Genomic DNA, 16,802 nt, shown 5'->3' with positions numbered 1-16,802 from the left:
GTAGCTGTTATATAATCTACATCTCCCGCTATTTTTTGGCCGAGCTGATACATTTTGTTTTTTCTATGTTTTTCTATTTTTAATCTGACCAGCTGGAAATAATCTAATTATTATTTTACCTATATGAATTGTTGATTGAAACTATTTTTACACTAAAACAAAAGAGGCTATCCCATAAGCAAGTGAAACCAACTTATGGAACAGCCCTTTTATTTTGAATACCTATTAATCATGTAATTTGTTTAAAAACTCAGTGAAAGTACTTGCTACATAAAATACATTTTCTCTTGCTACTTCCTCTGCTTCTTCCGCAGTAATCCCTTCACTTTCCATCGGTGCTTCTTTTTCCCATGCATCTTCATGTTCCCAAAAGACAACAATTGGATTGTCTTCATAATTTTTATAATCAAAGCAGATTAAATTTCCAGCTGGATCAATTCCAAATGGTACTAGTTCCTTTGGTAATGTATCTTTATATTCATTGTAAATATTATAAATTCCCGTGTGACTTTCTGAATTATATTTTAATAATGATCCGAAAACACGTTCTTGTCCATTTACATGGAATACTTCTGGTTCCGGATATGCCCCATGATTTATTTTTACACATTCAATATAATCATTCGGAAAAGCCACTCCAATTTTCCGACTAACTTCTACACTATCCTTCTCACTTACTTCATCTCTTTTAAAATCCCATTGTATTTTTGTCATCTAACTCCACCTCCCCAAAGTCTATTTCCACCTAAATGATTTACACTGTGAGTATCATATATTACTAACTGCATTTTTCCAGGTATTTGATGATGACGCCAAGTTAAATCTGATATACGTGGTAATTAGGGATAAAAAAGAGGCTACCCCATGGTTATTAAACCTTCTAGGGAACCCCTTTCAAATTCAAAACTGTCCAAAAAATTATTGAGAGAATCTACACGAACGTATTAGAAGGCCTTCATTTAGAGTAATCATATATTAGGAATAAGCTCAACTTCAATTTCGTATATCCCAAACTTCTTGTCACTATAATAAATACTTCTGTCTATCTTATCCATTTTAGATATTTGTAAAAGTAAATCATTATCTATTATCTTAAAATACTGTCCTAATGGTTTTGTAGATACTTCTTCAAAACAACCTAGTAAAAGATCTTTTACCTTTTCTTTCTTCCTTGTTTCACATCTTACTCCGATATACATCATTTCAAATTGATCGTCAGGAACTAAAAATGTATCAATTACTATGAATTCTTCTGTTTCTTCATTTTTCAAAATATATACTTTACCAGTTCCATAATCACTTGGAGAAAATTCTCCTCCAAAAAAAAGCTTATCTTCTATGAACTCTTCTGTAATTGTAACATTTATTTCCTTAGCCATTTGAATTAAAACTTCATCTTCGATATTACTTCTCTCATAATGAAGAAGGTATTCCGTAAACATATTCTCGATCCCCCATTTCAGATTTAATTATGATATTGTTTATCATAATTAAGGTTAATTTTAATATTTGGATATCTATCCATAAATTGCGAAATTACTCCTCTACAACTAGCACATGGTGATAATTGTGTATATAAATCAATGCTGCCTTTGACATCATAGTTATCACCTAATTTTCCGGCGATATTTTCTAACAATTTAGCTTTTGTATCAAAGAGTGCATCTTGATTGTCTATTTTTGATGTCTCGAAAACTCTTTTATCTTCAGGTTTTAACAGAGCTATATTTTCATTTTCTACAAATTGTTTCACTTCTGCAGGAGATAAACTCCCGCCCTTCCCAATATCATCTAGACTAGAAAACTTACTGAAAGATTTAATCTTCGTGTTTAGGTCTCCTACTTTAACATCTATCATTGAGTAATTACCCCCATTACCTCTTTTTTGCTTTTTTGTTAAAATAGGCTGAATGGTATCTTTAAATTGTTCAATAGAATTCTTAAGCTGAGAATGTACTAAGGGATCATTACCTATTAATTCTTTAATTCTAATCTCTGCAATAGCTTCAGATATATTCTTTGAGTAACCTGTTATGGCGCTAATCTCATTCATTTTCCCTTTAATTTCTAATGAACTGATTTCATTTCCAATTTTAAGGAGTATATGTTCATTATTATTTAAAATGTGTACAACCTCGTCTGAAGAGTAAGCGTCAAATATTCCCCACCTGTCATTTGTAAATAACCCATGAGAAAATCTCCTTACATACTACATGTGGAGGTTTTTTTATGGGAAAACACCTATTAGAAAAAGAATGAGAAGCTTATATTCAAGACTATAAAAACAGTGGATTATCAAAAGTTGCTTGGTGTAAAAAACAGAACCTACCGGCTCATCGGCTTTACTATTGGTTGAAAAAATTATCACCTCAAACAGAAAATCAGAATAAGAATGAGCGTGTGGATTGGCTCTCTATGAATGTCCCTGTCATAGAAGAAAAAATACGTGCCATCATTCGAATTCATATGAAAGAAGCAACCATTGAACTGGATGTGCCCTTTACTCCACAGGTACTCCTACAAGTGATGCAGACGGTGAAACAACAATGATATCAGAAGTATCGATTGAAAAAGTATATCTTGCACAAGGAGCAACAGATTTACGTAAATCGATTGATGGATTAGCGGCTATTGTAAAAGAAGAATTTGAGTTAGATCCCTTTTCTTCTTGTTTATTTGTTTTTTGCAATCGCTCACGCGATAAATTAAAAATTCTTGTTTGGGAACATAATGGTTTCTGGTTACACTATCGCAGATTGGAAAAGGGAACGTTCTTACCATATCAAAGCGACAATTGAGATGGCTTCTTGACGGATTTGCTTTTCACCAAAAACAAGGGCATCAAGCTGTACATGCGAGAACCATTTTATAAAAATCATATATGAAAAGGAATTTGGATGATTTTGTCGAATGTGCTTATCTATGAAAACAACACTTTCTCATTCAAATCAACCTACAATTGAATCACTTCAAGCTCAAGTAGAAGAACTCACGGCAAAAGTGAGATGGTATGAAGAATAATTTCGTTTGAGTCAACAAAAACGGTTTGGTACGTCTAGCGAAAAAATACCTAATAATCAACTCGCTTTAGAACTGTTTAATGAGGCTGAGAAAGAAAGTGATTCTGAAACACCCGAACCAGCTGTTGAAACGATTACCTATCGTCGCAAAAAGAAACGTGGTCATAGGGCTGAGTCTGTCCAAAACCTTCCGATTGAAACGGTTGAATATCGTTTACTTGATGAGGAACAGGTTTGTTCGTGCTGTGGTGGTGCTTTGCATGAGATGAGTGTAGAAGTCCGAAAGGAACTGACGATTGTTCCTGCGGAAGTAAAGGTAACAGAACATAAGAGATACGTATACGCTTGTCGTAAATGTGAATTAGACGAGGTATCCACACCGATTGTAACGGCCAAGATGCCAGCTCCTGCCTTTCCTAAAAGTATCGCTTCCCCATCGATTATGTCCTATACTATGACACAAAAATATGTAGAAGGGTTGCCTCTTTATCGTCAGGAAAAGCATTTTGAGCGAATGGGGATCTTTTTATCACGACAAACGATGGGAAATTGGTTATTATATGGGGCTGATCGATGGTTAGCGGTTTTATATGAAAGGATGCATGAACATCTACTTATTCAAACTATTCTTCATGCGGACGAAATAACCTTCCAAGTCTTACGCGAACCCGAGCGGGCCGCAACAACCAAGTCCTATCTATGGTTATATCGTACAGGACGAGAGGATACCTCTATTGTTCTCTATGACTATCAGCCCACAAGAGCAGGAGAACATCCGAAGCGTTTTTTAACTGGTTTTCAAGGGTATTTACAAGTAGATGGATATAGTGGTTATCATCAAGTACCGGATGTCACTCTTGTGGGATGTTGGGCGCATGCCAGACGGAAGTTTGATGAAGCCTTAAAGGCTTTACCTGATTCACAGAAGGGGAAAAAAGTGAAGGCGAGCGAAGGTTTGCACTTCTGTAATCAACTCTATTCGATCGAAAGGAAGCTCAAACATGTCAACCCTACCGAGCGATATGAGCAGCGTCTTAAGCAAAGCAGGCCCATTCTGGACCTTTTTTCGGTATGGCTTCATGAACAGAAAGATCGTGTTTTACCAAAAAGCGCTCTAGGAAAAGCTATCACTTATTGTTTGAATCAATGGAATCATCTTGAAGCTTTTTTATTAGACGGTCGTTTAGAAATCGATAATAACAAAAGTGAACGCTCTATTAAACCATTTGTGATCGGAAGAAAAAATTGGATGTTCTCAAATACACCGAGAGGTGCTAGAGGAAGTGCCATCATGTATAGTGTGGTTGAAACCGCAAAAGAGAACAATTTAAGTCCCTATCATTATCTTCTATATTTGTTTGAAACGCTCCCAAATATCGATTTAAACAATAAAGAGGAAATTGATAAAGTCTTACCGTGGTCAATGGATTTACCATCTAGTTGCAAAGTACCGAAAAAAGTGAAGAAAACAAAAAGTAACTCTAAAATCAACCTTTGTTGTATATTTTGGAGTTACTTGACGTTTACAAAGATGATTAAGTGGCAAGGTATTTTAAAACTAGTTTTCAGTTCCATCAACTTAAAATCACTTTTTAATTTTTTTCTATTACTCTTCCACCTACTCACTGCTTAATTACAATTATGCAGTAGGTTAGGACATAATTTTTCATTAGAAAATTATTATTATCCTTCAAATTTATCCCAAATCACTGTTCCTTTTCCAAGAATAATATTATCAAATGCCTCCAAAGCATTGTCTCCTACCCAACCTGTTGATTCAAATATTCTTCCTGATTCCGATATGTATAAATTTAGCCCGAAATCATATAGTGAACCTATAGGAATAACTTTATCATCAATAAAATCATCTAAGCCAAAACACGAACTATCTAACACACCTATCACTTCCTTAATACAAGTGGTATGTTCAGATATTGTCTTAGACCCATTTGAACGAATCTTTTCAACATTGATTCGTAATTCTCCAAACTCCTCCATAAATTTTTTTGCACTTTCAAAAACTTCAAAGCCTCTTTCTTCAAGAAACTTTACATTTTCTGATATGTCTATTTTTCTCCCCTCGTACCATCCCGCTTTTTTTAATTCTTCTATTGTCTTATTTGATATTTTCATTTTCATTCCTCCTAGTAATCAATGTTATAGAATCCAGAAAACGTTCTACTACAATTATCACAAGGTTCAGCAAAGCCACCTTGTAGGTTTTCCGTTCTAATCATAAAATTATCATAATGGTCGTAAACACATTGTTGGAAATGAAGATATCATTCATAGTGATTTTGTCTTTGACGCGCTCTGTCGTTTGGACATAGGAACAGCAATTGTTTCTTTCATGCCGATGATATTTCGAGTTTTATATTTATCAATCGTTAAATCTCATATGAAGGGAGCATACTCCCTATATTTGGATTTATTATATGATTTCTATGCCAATTTTTTATCTGTTAGCATCCTGAAATTGGAGTTATAATCTAATAACCTTTAACTAGTCATTTTTTATTCATATTCTTAAAAACTCTTTTATGAAACTGTCCATATTTATAGCATATGTTAACTACTAAAAAAACAATGAATCAGCCTACTTAAATTTCAGCTGATTCATTTAATCTTTTCACTGCATTATTACAATTATGAATTCATCTATATATAGTATTCTCCTAGTTTTTATACCATTTATTAATTCTGTTAGTTTATGCATCTAGGTACTACTTAATTTTGCAGTAAAAAACTATTTGTAAAATAGAATTTCTCTTTCTTAGATATTAGAATAATATTGCTTTAAATTATTTATGCCCTTAATAAAATTTATAATAGAATTTTCATCTGCCATTAAATTACTTAAATAAAGTAAAAAATCAAATTCATCTTCATCATCTCCGAAGGTTAAAACGAATGGGCTTATATATGGTTTGTATATAATATTACAGACAAGGACTTCCTTTATTTTCATTCTGAAATTACGCTTACCATCATCTAATATTTCATTTGTGCAATTTATTTCATCTGGCTTAGTTTCATACCTTTTATCATTATATTGGAAATATAATTTGCCATCGTCAATATATAGCCCTAATAGCTCACCATCTTCACTAAATCCACCTTCTCCATTTTCTATATCATTTATACTATTTGCATCAACTAGTGAATATCCTTCTGGTGTTATATTAATATATGTGTTCTTTTTAGAATAATTATCTAAAAATATCATAACTAACTCCTCCTAATGAATTAACCCTAATAGTGTATTTATTACATCATCTTTTTTCATGGATTTTTTAATAATACTACTCCAAATTTCGTCGTCATTTATATATGTGCCTTCTTTAATTAATTTCTTCTTAGTTTTATTAAATAACCATTGTGAATCTGGACCTATTGGATTATCATATTTTTCCATATTCCTCGCTTCTAATCCTGCTCTTTCTTCTGCTGTCATGTCTGCTCTAGCTGTAACTTTCTGTTGATTACGTGCATCAACAACATGTTTTGCTATGTCTTCTTTAGAAAATCCTTCCGAAGTCATTCTTTTAATATCAATTTCTAATTGTTTAGATGCTTCAAGATAATCCTTCCTAACATTTTTCATTCCTTTTACCCAATCAACATCAGTAAAATCATATTCTGGTTTATGGTATGCAGTACCTTCATTTGGTAAATACCCATATGCTCCATTATCATCAGGGTGTATCTGCTTAAGTACATCTGGCTTTACTTCTTCTAAGGGTATTCCTTCACCAGTTTTACCTACTCCAGCTTTTCTTATCCCCTCTTCTGGAACTTTCTCCCCAGATAACCGGTTCGCATTTTGCGCTTGCAAATGTTCAACATAGTAGCCTTCTTTAAATTTAAGATTATCCGTACCCTTAGCAAGCGAAGCCTCAATCCCCTGAATCTTACCATCCATAAACTTAGTACTCTCTGCATGGCGCGTATTAACCCACTCGGTAACCTTCCCTGGGCCAGCTTGCTTCCCTATCAATGTACCGTCTTCAGTAAATTCAACGCCTTTGAGTGTAACTGTTACATAATGTACACCCCCGGCTATTTTTTTGCCAAGCTGATACAGTTTTTATTTTTCAGATTTTTCTACTTTTAGGCTTTCTGGTCTCACACGGTCAAGCGTAATATTTTTGCTATCTCGTAATGAGAGCACTACATTTAGGTTGAAACTAATTTCTCCATCTCACAATTTTGCTAGTACTCTAAGATTATTTGTTGCTTTGACACTTTTTACAATGTTTCTCTACTATCGTCTTACACTGTATATAGCCATTAAAATCTATAAAACAGCATTAAAATTTAACACTTCATGCATTTATAAAAATATAATGTATCTTTTCTATGCTAAAGCGCAAAAAAGCACTCGTCGTCTATTGTAGACAATCAAGTGCTTTAAGTTCATTTATATTCTTATGGTCATATGGACGCAATTTCATGAAGTTCTTACTTCTCACAATAGATTTCAAAGAGGAAGTGTCCGTATGATAACACTTGTATCAAGTCGTTTCATGCCATTCTAAAAAAAGAATTACACTGCACACAATATGTCATGTTTAAGCAAACAACTCTAGCATTATTGCAATACATTGAGAGATTTTATAACTGTAAGCGAATCTATATTTACACCCGTTATAAAACTCCTCAAGCAATAAAAAATTGGGTTAAAGAAATCGCTTAGATTTAACTTTTTTGTGTCCACGCTATTGACTCAAATTCACACATACCTTAATAATACATCTTATTTTATATTTTTTTATCAAAATCTATACTAGCAATTAACCCCTTTTACTCATTGCCTCAACAAATTTACTAATTGTTTCATTATCCTTTAACAAACTACTAATATATAACAAAACATCAAATTCCTCTTCGTCAATATCATAATACATCATTCCTGGGTCAACAACTGGTTCATATTGAATTTCACATACCTTTTGATTCGAACTTAATATAATAAATAATCTATCAGTTTTAGTAATGTATTTATTACTACAATTGATATTATTTTTATTAAGCTCATATGATTTTGTATTTATTACAAAAAATAATTTTTTATTATAAACATATAAACCATATAATATATTATTATCCGTTATCCCTCCAACTCCATTTATAATACTATTAATATTCTCTATTTTGTACTCGTTGTCATGCAATACTATTTTTGAATCTATATCAAAATAATTCCTTAAAATAATCACACTATATATCCTCCTTTAATGCTTTAATCCTAACAAAGTATTCAATACATCATCTTTTTTCATAGAACCATTTATAACTGCATCCCATACTTCATCATCAGTAGGATTCAATTTCAAATCTTCCAACTTAGCCTTCTTAGATTTAAATAACCATGTTGCATCCGGACCTACCTTATTTCCATACATTTTCATATTCCTTGCTTCAATAGGTGCTAAATCTTCTGGGTTCATTTTTGCTCTTGACAATATTTTATCTTGATTTCTCATTTCGACCACTTTATTGGCTATTTCTTGTTTACTGGCTCCATTTACAACCATTAAATCAATTTCTCCTTGTATCTTCCGTGATTGTTCTAGGTATTCTTTTCTAATAATATGATTATTTTTAGTTGCCTCTATATCTGTAAAATCATACTTTGAATATGTTGTACCTTCATTAGGTGAATAACCATATGCTGCCTTTTTATCAACATGAATTTCTTTAAGTACCTTTTCACTTACTTCTTCTATAGGAATCCCTTCACCAGTAACACCTATTCCAGTTTTTCTTATCCTCTCCGCAAGCGAAGCCTCAATCCCCTGAATCTTACCATCCATAAACTTAGTACTCTCTGCATGGCGTGCATTAACCCACTCAGTAACCTTCCCTGGGCCAACTTGCTTCCCTATCAATGTACCGTCTCCAGCTGCTTCAACGCCTTTGAGTGTAGCTGTTACATAATCTACACCCCCGGCTATTGTTTGGCCAAGTTGATACATTTTTTCTTTTTCAGATTTTTCTACTTTTAGGCTTTCTAGTCTCACGCGGTCAAGCGTAATATTTTTTCCATCTTGGAATGATTGTACTATATTTGAATGAAAAGTAGTTTCTCCGGCACAAATTTCACTAATAATCCAAGGATAGTTATTACTTTGATCCTTTTTACAATTTTGTCTCTACTATCGTCATACGCTGTACATAGTCATTAAAATCTATAAAACAGCATTAAATTTTATTGTATCTTTTCTATGCTAAAGCGCAAAAAAGCACTCGTCGTCTATTGTAGACAATCAAGTGCTTTAAGTGTTTATAAGTATCAATATTTCATAGTAACATCATGGCATCTTTTATACGTCATAACAAGTTCTCTCTTTTGGAGAAATACTTCACTTACATTGCAACATCTTGATATCCTACTTTACCCACTTCTTCATTTATTAGCAGTATACCTAACCCATTTTCTGTATCCCACGTACAGTCGAAGGATAACCCAATATATCTACCTTCAAGGCTTTTCGCATATAGTACAGAAATTCCAACTAAACTTATTCTATCAAGAAGTTGATCAATCGTTTCAATCAAAGGATAATTTTCATTAAACGTATCATCATAACCAAGTTCATTTCGTTTTTGTTTGTAATAATCTAACAAGGGTTGTAAAATGTTATGCTGTAGTTGCTCCCAGTTTTGAATGAATGAATTATATGCTATATATTGTTTTTCTAAAAATTTACCATCCTTTTCACCGCTTACCGATAAAGAAATTTCAACTTCTTTTCCACAAAACTCAACATTAGTGTCCTTAAACCATACATAGTCATATTCGAGTTCCCCAAAAACTGCATCATTTATTATCATTTTGCACTCTCCTTTAATACATTTCTATTTTGTAGCAAATCCTCCCTGCATTTATCTCTCCAACCCCACCAAGATGTCCAAATGTACTGTTTATGCTTGAAGGTACAAGTTGAATCATTTTCACATCATTTAATTCATACCATGTTAAATTGTTTGTGAGTCGGAAATCTTCTATATCGCTTGCTGTAATATTCCCTAGCTTCATTCCAAATTTGCTCGCTAATTCAGGAGATTTATTAAGCTGCTCAGCTAATTTTGCTTAAGCAAAATTAGACCGTCTAGCTTTATTTCCGTGTTTGCTACCAGTCCCACCGTACATACGGTCAATTTCCATCTGAGCTTTTGATACTGGTGAAAAATCAGGAACTCCATTCTTATATTAGATCCCTTTTACACCCACCTCATCTAAAATACGTTTCACCTCTGGGTCTGGCGGTGGTTTAAGCGTACATAGTGATTCACCTCGTAGTCCTTCAAATCCGTATAGGCATTATGCAGTTTACCAATTGCTTCAAGCTGATCTTTATGATGAAAATAAATACTTCCATCTGAATCTAGTTCTTGTATTCTTTCCTGAATATCTTTTACAAGATTATTAGCTTGACGTAAGTTGACAAATGCATCTTTTGTGAGTTTATTCATACCGTCTTTCATATCTTGCCAAGCCCTTACCTTATAGTGAACATCCATTTTCCTCATCTCCTATTCCTATATCAGGTAAAGTTACTCTTGAGGTTGTAATTTATTATGCAATTCTTCATCCTGTTTTCTCATTTCTTCGCAAACATTTCCTACAATCACTGCCGCTCGCTCATAATGTTTTGCTAGTTTCAATATTTTATCTACTATCTTTGGATACACCTCTATCATTCGCATTTGTCTCTATTACCCCTGTAAGTTGCTTAGATTTAATTTTTTTGTGCCCAATATATTGACTCAGATCCATACAGGACATGATGCTTTTCAGATGCTCCTTCTTATATGCCTCAAACCCTGCCTTTAAGTTTTCACTAACCCTTGTCTTACTTCTAACTTTAATAGTTCCTTAGGATTAAAAAATTAACTCGTAATAAACAAAAAGCATTAAATATTTGGATTATAAATCCTTATTTAATGCTTTTCGCCTTACTTCTCTTTATTTTAGAGACTACCATATTCTTCTATAATTGCTTTATCCGCACAAAACTTATAGAAATTTTTTATCAATTCATCAATATCTTGCTTTCTTACTATTTTTTCTAACCACACTTCTGGAATTCCATCCATGTTATAATACATTCCTGCTAATGTTCCTGTTATAGCAGCTACTGTATCCGTATCTCCACCCAAGTTCACTGCCTTTAAAACCGCTTCTTTAAATGATGTTGAATTTCCCAAACACCAAATGGCAGCCTCTAAAGTATGCACTACATATCCATCTGATAAGATTTCATTTATAGGTATACTAAAAAAATCATTTTCAAAAAGCCTTGAATAATGTTTCAATTCATCTTGGTATTTATGGCTTTTATCAAAATTTTTATCAAATAGCCTTTTAACTACTTCTAATGATTCTTGAGGATTATCATTATGGTAAAGCCTTATCAAACATTCAATATAAATAATGGAACCTACTATAGCACGAGGATGAGCATGAGTAATTTCAGTATATTTTTTTATCATTTCTACTTTTTTTATAAAGTCAAACTCATTATATAGTATAAAAGCCAATGGTGCTATTCTCATTATTGCACCATTACCATTATCAAACTCAGCTTTTCCACCACATTTTTCTGGTGAATATCCTTCTTCAAAACGAATAATAGCATCATTTGTAGTTCTTCCAATATCAAACATTTTTCCAAACGGAGTCCAATATCCCTCCTTTTTATATTTAATAAATTTATCCATTAAAATACTTATGTTTTCTTCTTTTATCAGATTTTCCATTAGACAAAAAGTCAAAGAGGTATCATCTGACCATGTTCCAGGTGGTTGGTTATAGGTTCCATATCCACTCACCTCATCTATATAAAATGTGTCTCTTTGCTTAAATTCAACTGGAACGCCTAAAAGATCCCCAGTAATTCCACCATATATTGTGGGGAAAACTCTTTGTTTAATGCTCAAGCTAAGAAAAGACTTATTATCATCTTCCCATCTATCAATCATTCTTCTGCCAGCCATTTCTATCACCTACTTTATTAAATCTAAAATCAAATGTATCTTTCCATCACTATCAACATTTGCACTTTTTATAACCATCTCTTGTCCTGAATTAAAAAGTAATTCTGCTTCGGTAGGGATATAACTAATCTTACCTACATAAGCTGCATTAGCTCCCTTAGGAACATTAATTTCCCACGAAACATTCATATGATCAAAAGATGATTCTTTCACCATTGCAGTACTGACAAATCCATTATCTTTAACTGTTTTCCCTACTAAAGAGTCTACCACAATTTTGCCTTCATCATCTATTTTATATAGATTTTTAAATGGTTTTAAATCAGTTCCACGATATACTTGTATATCGTAAGGAACACTTGCTTTATTTAAACCGCTTTTAATATTATCAATTACACTTGATTCTACATCATTCAAAGAGTCTGCAATTCCCCTAAGATAATTATTAATTTTTCTATAATCATCCCCAGTATATTGTCTAATAGCACTTCTTTCACTTTCAGTTAAAGATTCTATCCAATTATCAAAATGCTTACTTCCCCATTCATGTGCTTCCTCTAAATTGCTAAGAGGCTTTTTAGCTTCGCCATTCAGATTTAAATTCTCAAAAGATTGTACTGTTTTCGTCTTAAGCACATTTCCATTTTCTGCAGGAACTTTCCCAATACTTTTACCTATATAATCCACACCCTCGGCCATTCTTCCGCCAAGCTGATACATTTTTTCATTTCCGTATTTTTCTGCTTTTAGGCTTTCTAGTCTCACGCGGTCAAGCCTAATATTTTTTCCGTCTTGCAATGATTGTACTATATTTGAATGAAAAGTAGTTTCCTCATCTCATCTTTTTGGTCATAACGCAAGGCTAATTATTAATTTGATTCTTTTACAATTTTCTCTACAGCCGTCATACACTGTATATAGCCGTTACAAACCATAAAAATTACTATAAAAAGTTTAACACTTGGTGCATTTATAAAATTATAATGAACCCTTTAAATTTTATGCTTAAACGCAAAAAGCACTTGTTGCCTTTAGTAGACAATCAAGTGCTTTAAGTTCATGTATATCCGTATGGTCCTATGGACTCAATTTCATGAAGTTCTTACTTTTTACAATAGATTTCAAAGAGGAAGTGTCCGTATGGATAACACTTGTATCAAGTCGTTTCATGCCATTCTAAAAAAAGAAGTACACTGCACACAATATGTCACGTTTAAGCAAGCAACTCTAGCATCATTGCAATACATTGAGAGATTTTATAACTGTAAGCGAATCTATATTTACACCCATTATAAAACTCCTCAGGCAATAAAAAATTGAGTTAAAGAAATCGCTTAAATTCAACTTTTTTATGTCCACGATATTGACTCAAATTCAGTCTCAATGAAGACTTTGTCTTTAAGCTGGTACTCCATGGTTGATAATTCATTATTTCTGCGAAATATTAATTGATTACTCATCATATTCATCTGATTCATCATCTAAATGCGGAGTTACAGGGTAGCCTGATGGATCATATATATATTCAACACATGATTTTTCATCAGAAATAATAAGAGACACATTATCATCACCACCAAAACGTGAAGGTGGTACCTTTATTTTAACTTGCCATGCATAGCCATTAAAACCATCATAACGTTCATAAAAAGCTATCGATTCTCTAATATTTGTAGGGAGTACCCCTTCCAAATGATTCTCATCATTGTAATCTTGAGAAATTTGAATCACTCTGTCTATATTTAATTTAGGATGTATACTTGGTATTTTGTTTTTATCAACTCCTATTATTAAAAACTCAATAGCTTTTTTTTTATCAGAAATAACCAAAAATTTGTCAAAATCCTGAAAATCTAGTTCAGCAAGCCATACGCAACCATCAATTGCAAAAAACTTATTATAAAATTGAATTGATTGACTTGTATCATTATTTATTGTCCATGGAAGGTAATTCTTATTACGTTCATTTAAATATTCTTGTGCAACATGTAGTGCTTTCGTTACAGTTAGTTTTGGTTCATTACTCATCTAAACACCCCTTAAATATTTCAGAATCAGCAGGTGGCCATCCATACGGTGGCCAATGTCCATTTCTAAGCGAATAAATATAACGTTCAGTAGCAATTATCTCAGCCCTTGTGAAGTTTGCTCTATTCTCCATAATTTTATTGTATACATGCTCTTCTCTTTGTAAAACGGTTTGTTTCAAGTAATTCTCTTTTCCCAACTCTAACCATTGTTGTGCATGTACATTTTCATGATAAGCAGCGATTTGTGACGGTCTTCCTCTAAAATAAATTTTACCTGTCTCAGGATCGAAACCACCTGCTTTTCCTCTTGGTACTATTTTTTTATCAATTACAACTTCAATTCCCTGTTTACTTAACCCCTCTCTATAGGCTTTAAAATCAGCTACTCGCATTATTCTATTTCCATTTTTATCAAATTTAAATACATTCCCACTAACTCTTTTTGTATCCCAATTAGCGAAATCTAATTTACCATCCATAAACTTACTGCTCTCTGCATGGCGTGCATTAACCCACTCAGTAACTTTCCCTGGGCCAACTTTCTTCCCTATCAATGTACCGTCTCCAGCTGCTTCAACGCCTTTGAAGGAAGCTGTTACATAATCTACACCCCCAGCCATTTTTCCGCCAAGCTGATACATTTTTTCATTTCCGTATTTTTCTGCTTTTAGGCCTGCTAGTCTCATGCGGTCAAGCGTAATATTTTTTCCGTCTTGCAATGATTGTACCATATTTTTCCCTACATTTGGGTTGAAACTCTTTACTTCCCCTTGCAATTTCCCAAATGATCCAAGGGTTTTGAATCCTTTTACAATTCCTCCGACACCACCCGTGAAAACATCAAGGCCACCTGAAACATATCTTTCTACTTTTTCTCCTTGACTTAATTTCCGGTGTGTTCCCCAGTCTTCTCCGTCATGGGCACTTTTTACTTGGAGCCCGCCAAATACCAGTGATGCTGCAACCCCTAATGGTGGACAAATGAACATTGCTCCGACTGTTAGAACTCCTAATCCAAAGTCACGCCATGCCTCTAGTTGTTTTTGCTCATCCTCTATTGATCTGTATTCAAACCCTCGCGTCGAAGGAACACGTTTTCTGTATTCTTCATATTCAAGCTTCATGTTTGGATCTTTTCTTTTCCATTCTTCATATTCAGCATGAAGAACTTTATCAAATGCACGTGAGTCTTTGAAAATATCATCCACCGTTATTTTAGGTTTTGTTGTTGTGATCGTTTGCGGTGTGTTACCGTAACTATATGAACCTGGTACTGTAGTTGTTGTTGTAGAGCCAATTCGGTTTGTAGTTTCAAAGTTTTTAATTGATAAATCTCTCATTTTTTGTGCAAATTGATCCATTGTTACTAAAAATGGTTTATCAATATGATCATAAACGACTTGCCCTGCGTCATCACAATATTTTTGTAGAGTCGTATATGCAACATGTAATTCCGCAATTGTTTCAGTCTGATCTTTATGATGAAAATAAATACTTCCATCTGAATCAAGGTCATGTATTCTTTCCTGTACATCTTTTAAAAGACCATTCGCTTGATGTAATTTTACGAATGTATCTTTTGTGATTTGGTTCAAGCCATCTTTCATATCTACCCAATCTTTCGGCTTATAACTAACATCCATTTTTCTTCCATCCCCCATTCCCATATCAGCCGTAGTTATTCTTGAGGTTGTAATTTATTATGTAATTCTTCATCTTGTGTTTTCATTTCTTGGCGAACAACCTCTACAATGGATGCCGCTCGGTTATAATGGTCTGCTAGTTCCAATATTTTATTTAATATTTTCGGATACACGTCTATAACTCGCATCGCTTCTCCTTCAAGATAGAATTGACACTTCTCTAGATTTTTCGCATTTGTCGCTATAGCACCTGAATAAATGTTATATATGCTTTGAAGACGTCTTATAATGTCTTCTATCTCATCATAATTCAATACAATTTCTGAACTGCTACTTGCTCCGCCATCTTCCATTGGTATTTGCATTAATTTCGTCCTCCTAACGAGAATTGTCGTGGATCACTTATTTTCTTATACGGCATTTTTAAAACATCATATAATTTCTTGTTCACCGCATACAGACTAGCCCATTCATAACGCTTACGTTCTACTTCTATTTGAATAAAGTCTTCCCCCTCTGTAAAGTACAAGAAGCATTCCCATTTCCCTCTATCTTCTGCTCTTCGGCTCCGCGGGCGAGACACTGTTTCGATAGCTAGTAAATCCTTTTCAGATAAATCCATTTCTTCAAATGTTCGCTGCTCTTTTTCTGTCATCTTCTTTGTAAAAAAGGTATCTTCAATTTCTCTTGGTTTTCGCATTAAAAACGGAATCCGTTCTAATAATGAAAAATAGACATCTCGCTTCGCTATGTAATGAATTTCATATTCTTCATTTTGTTTTCGTTCTGTTAAGACAGCTACTCTGTCTTTATCTTGTGGCAAAAATCCAATTAATAGATTATTAATTCGCGTATACTCTTGGCTTTCTTGATATGCCCTCAGTAATTCAATCAGCTGAAAAGCCGCTGGTGTCAGCCCATTATTCTCTGTAATAAGCCCTTTCTCTTTCAATTCCGCTGTTGCTTTCGTTATGCAATCTTCATCGGTTAAAGCAAGAATTTCACGCTCTTGTAAGCCAAATATGTACGTGACTCCAGCTGCACCAGCTAATGTGTACAGTTCAGCAGGTGTAAAGCTCCACACTTCTCTTCCCATCTGTTTTATC

The 16,802-nt window shown here is 33.6% G+C and carries 21 protein-coding genes and 3 pseudogenes; 5 read left to right on the top strand and 19 right to left on the bottom strand.

Going from position 1 to position 16,802, the window contains the following annotated elements; translation table 11 throughout:
- Nucleotides 1-225: 225 nt before the first annotated feature.
- From MHH71_RS00255 to MHH71_RS00240, 4 genes are all read right to left on the bottom strand, one after another.
- Nucleotides 226-714 (bottom strand): SMI1/KNR4 family protein, encoded by a 489-nt coding sequence (locus MHH71_RS00255; RefSeq protein ID WP_006095336.1) that lies wholly within the window; start codon nt 712-714, stop codon nt 226-228.
- Complete coding sequence (locus MHH71_RS00250) at nt 711-830, bottom strand: HNH endonuclease (RefSeq protein WP_113745401.1); 120 nt, start codon at nt 828-830, stop codon at nt 711-713. Before MHH71_RS00250 ends, MHH71_RS00255 begins: the two co-directional genes overlap by 4 nt.
- Before the next feature lie 138 nt (nt 831-968).
- Complete coding sequence (locus MHH71_RS00245; protein ID WP_003209520.1) at nt 969-1,442, bottom strand: hypothetical protein; 474 nt, start codon at nt 1,440-1,442, stop codon at nt 969-971.
- 23 nt (nt 1,443-1,465) lie between these two features.
- Complete coding sequence (locus MHH71_RS00240; protein ID WP_003209517.1) at nt 1,466-2,053, bottom strand: deaminase domain-containing protein; 588 nt, start codon at nt 2,051-2,053, stop codon at nt 1,466-1,468.
- Between the two features lie 215 nt (nt 2,054-2,268).
- On the opposite strand from MHH71_RS00240, the gene tnpA reads away from it, so the two are divergent.
- From tnpA to tnpC, 3 genes and pseudogenes are all read left to right on the top strand, one after another.
- Entirely contained in the window at nt 2,269-2,550 is a 282-nt protein-coding gene (gene tnpA / locus MHH71_RS30460; protein WP_412676844.1) for an IS66 family insertion sequence element accessory protein TnpA, read from the top strand.
- On the top strand, nt 2,547-2,798 hold the full coding sequence (gene tnpB / locus MHH71_RS00230) for an IS66 family insertion sequence element accessory protein TnpB (protein WP_003209515.1): 252 nt from the start codon (nt 2,547-2,549) through the stop codon (nt 2,796-2,798). The genes tnpA and tnpB overlap by 4 nt, the downstream gene beginning before the upstream one ends.
- 112 nt (nt 2,799-2,910) lie before the next feature.
- Nucleotides 2,911-4,470: pseudogene (tnpC, locus tag MHH71_RS00225) on the top strand (IS66 family transposase); the annotation flags it as partial.
- Between the two features lie 233 nt (nt 4,471-4,703).
- Here tnpC and MHH71_RS00220 read toward each other — a convergent pair.
- From MHH71_RS00220 to MHH71_RS00210, 3 genes are all read right to left on the bottom strand, one after another.
- A complete protein-coding gene (locus MHH71_RS00220; RefSeq protein WP_033798977.1) occupies nt 4,704-5,153 on the bottom strand; it encodes an SUKH-3 domain-containing protein in 450 nt (149 codons plus the stop codon).
- 640 nt (nt 5,154-5,793) lie between these two features.
- Nucleotides 5,794-6,246, bottom strand: coding sequence for a hypothetical protein (locus MHH71_RS00215; protein ID WP_003209509.1), 453 nt, complete (start codon nt 6,244-6,246; stop codon nt 5,794-5,796).
- 12 nt (nt 6,247-6,258) lie between these two features.
- Nucleotides 6,259-7,017: a hypothetical protein gene (locus tag MHH71_RS00210; protein ID WP_006095333.1), complete on the bottom strand. Its 759-nt coding sequence runs from the start codon at nt 7,015-7,017 to the stop codon at nt 6,259-6,261.
- Nucleotides 7,018-7,497: 480 nt separating this feature from the next.
- Here MHH71_RS00210 and MHH71_RS30455 point away from each other — a divergent pair, with 480 nt between their 5' ends.
- Entirely contained in the window at nt 7,498-7,716 is a 219-nt protein-coding gene (locus tag MHH71_RS30455; RefSeq protein ID WP_367946541.1) for an IS3 family transposase, read from the top strand.
- Nucleotides 7,717-7,813: 97 nt separating this feature from the next.
- On the opposite strand, the gene MHH71_RS00205 is transcribed toward MHH71_RS30455, so the two are convergent.
- The 8 genes and pseudogenes from MHH71_RS00205 to MHH71_RS00170 form a co-directional block, all read right to left on the bottom strand.
- The gene (locus MHH71_RS00205; protein ID WP_003209504.1) at nt 7,814-8,239 is read right to left on the bottom strand and encodes a hypothetical protein; all 426 of its coding nucleotides are present in this window, start codon (nt 8,237-8,239) and stop codon (nt 7,814-7,816) included.
- A gap of 15 nt (nt 8,240-8,254) precedes the next feature.
- Nucleotides 8,255-9,043, bottom strand: coding sequence for a hypothetical protein (locus MHH71_RS00200; protein ID WP_006095331.1), 789 nt, complete (start codon nt 9,041-9,043; stop codon nt 8,255-8,257).
- A gap of 346 nt (nt 9,044-9,389) precedes the next feature.
- Nucleotides 9,390-9,857: a DUF6985 domain-containing protein gene (locus MHH71_RS00195; RefSeq protein WP_003209390.1), complete on the bottom strand. Its 468-nt coding sequence runs from the start codon at nt 9,855-9,857 to the stop codon at nt 9,390-9,392.
- A 13-nt stretch (nt 9,858-9,870) separates the two neighbouring features.
- A pseudogene (locus MHH71_RS00190) lies at nt 9,871-10,335 on the bottom strand (HNH endonuclease); the annotation flags it as partial.
- A complete protein-coding gene (locus MHH71_RS00185) occupies nt 10,275-10,547 on the bottom strand; it encodes a hypothetical protein (protein WP_003209387.1) in 273 nt (90 codons plus the stop codon). The pseudogene MHH71_RS00190 and the gene MHH71_RS00185, both read right to left, overlap by 61 nt.
- Nucleotides 10,548-10,580: 33 nt before the next feature.
- Nucleotides 10,581-10,733: a hypothetical protein gene (locus MHH71_RS00180; protein ID WP_006095330.1), complete on the bottom strand. Its 153-nt coding sequence runs from the start codon at nt 10,731-10,733 to the stop codon at nt 10,581-10,583.
- 264 nt (nt 10,734-10,997) lie between these two features.
- Nucleotides 10,998-12,023 carry an ADP-ribosylglycohydrolase family protein gene (locus MHH71_RS00175; RefSeq protein WP_006095328.1) on the bottom strand — a complete coding sequence of 342 codons (1,026 nt, stop codon included), beginning with the start codon at nt 12,021-12,023 and terminating at the stop codon, nt 10,998-11,000.
- A 9-nt stretch (nt 12,024-12,032) separates the two neighbouring features.
- A complete protein-coding gene (locus MHH71_RS00170) occupies nt 12,033-12,821 on the bottom strand; it encodes an ADP-ribosyltransferase (protein WP_003207682.1) in 789 nt (262 codons plus the stop codon).
- 323 nt (nt 12,822-13,144) lie between these two features.
- On the opposite strand from MHH71_RS00170, the pseudogene MHH71_RS30450 reads away from it, so the two are divergent.
- Nucleotides 13,145-13,343 (top strand): annotated as a pseudogene (locus MHH71_RS30450) (IS3 family transposase); the annotation flags it as partial.
- Between the two features lie 132 nt (nt 13,344-13,475).
- On the opposite strand, the gene MHH71_RS00165 reads toward MHH71_RS30450, so the two are convergent.
- The 4 genes from MHH71_RS00165 to MHH71_RS00150 are packed head-to-tail and all read right to left on the bottom strand — an operon-like array spanning nt 13,476 to nt 16,792.
- Complete coding sequence (locus MHH71_RS00165) at nt 13,476-14,051, bottom strand: hypothetical protein (protein ID WP_224796210.1); 576 nt, start codon at nt 14,049-14,051, stop codon at nt 13,476-13,478.
- The gene (locus MHH71_RS00160) at nt 14,044-15,696 is read right to left on the bottom strand and encodes a zincin-like metallopeptidase toxin domain-containing protein (RefSeq protein ID WP_240516995.1); all 1,653 of its coding nucleotides are present in this window, start codon (nt 15,694-15,696) and stop codon (nt 14,044-14,046) included. The genes MHH71_RS00165 and MHH71_RS00160 overlap by 8 nt, the downstream gene beginning before the upstream one ends.
- Nucleotides 15,697-15,731: 35 nt before the next feature.
- A complete protein-coding gene (locus MHH71_RS00155; protein WP_006095325.1) occupies nt 15,732-16,061 on the bottom strand; it encodes a hypothetical protein in 330 nt (109 codons plus the stop codon).
- The gene (locus MHH71_RS00150) at nt 16,061-16,792 is read right to left on the bottom strand and encodes a DUF5081 family protein (RefSeq protein ID WP_003207688.1); all 732 of its coding nucleotides are present in this window, start codon (nt 16,790-16,792) and stop codon (nt 16,061-16,063) included. The genes MHH71_RS00155 and MHH71_RS00150 overlap by 1 nt, the downstream gene beginning before the upstream one ends.
- Between the last annotated feature and the right edge of the window lie 10 nt (nt 16,793-16,802).

The sequence above is a fragment of the Bacillus sp. FSL H8-0534 genome (assembly GCF_038005885.1).
Lineage (GTDB): Bacteria > Bacillota > Bacilli > Bacillales > Bacillaceae_G > Bacillus_A > Bacillus_A pseudomycoides.
This window is presented reverse-complemented; position numbering and strand designations above follow the sequence as displayed.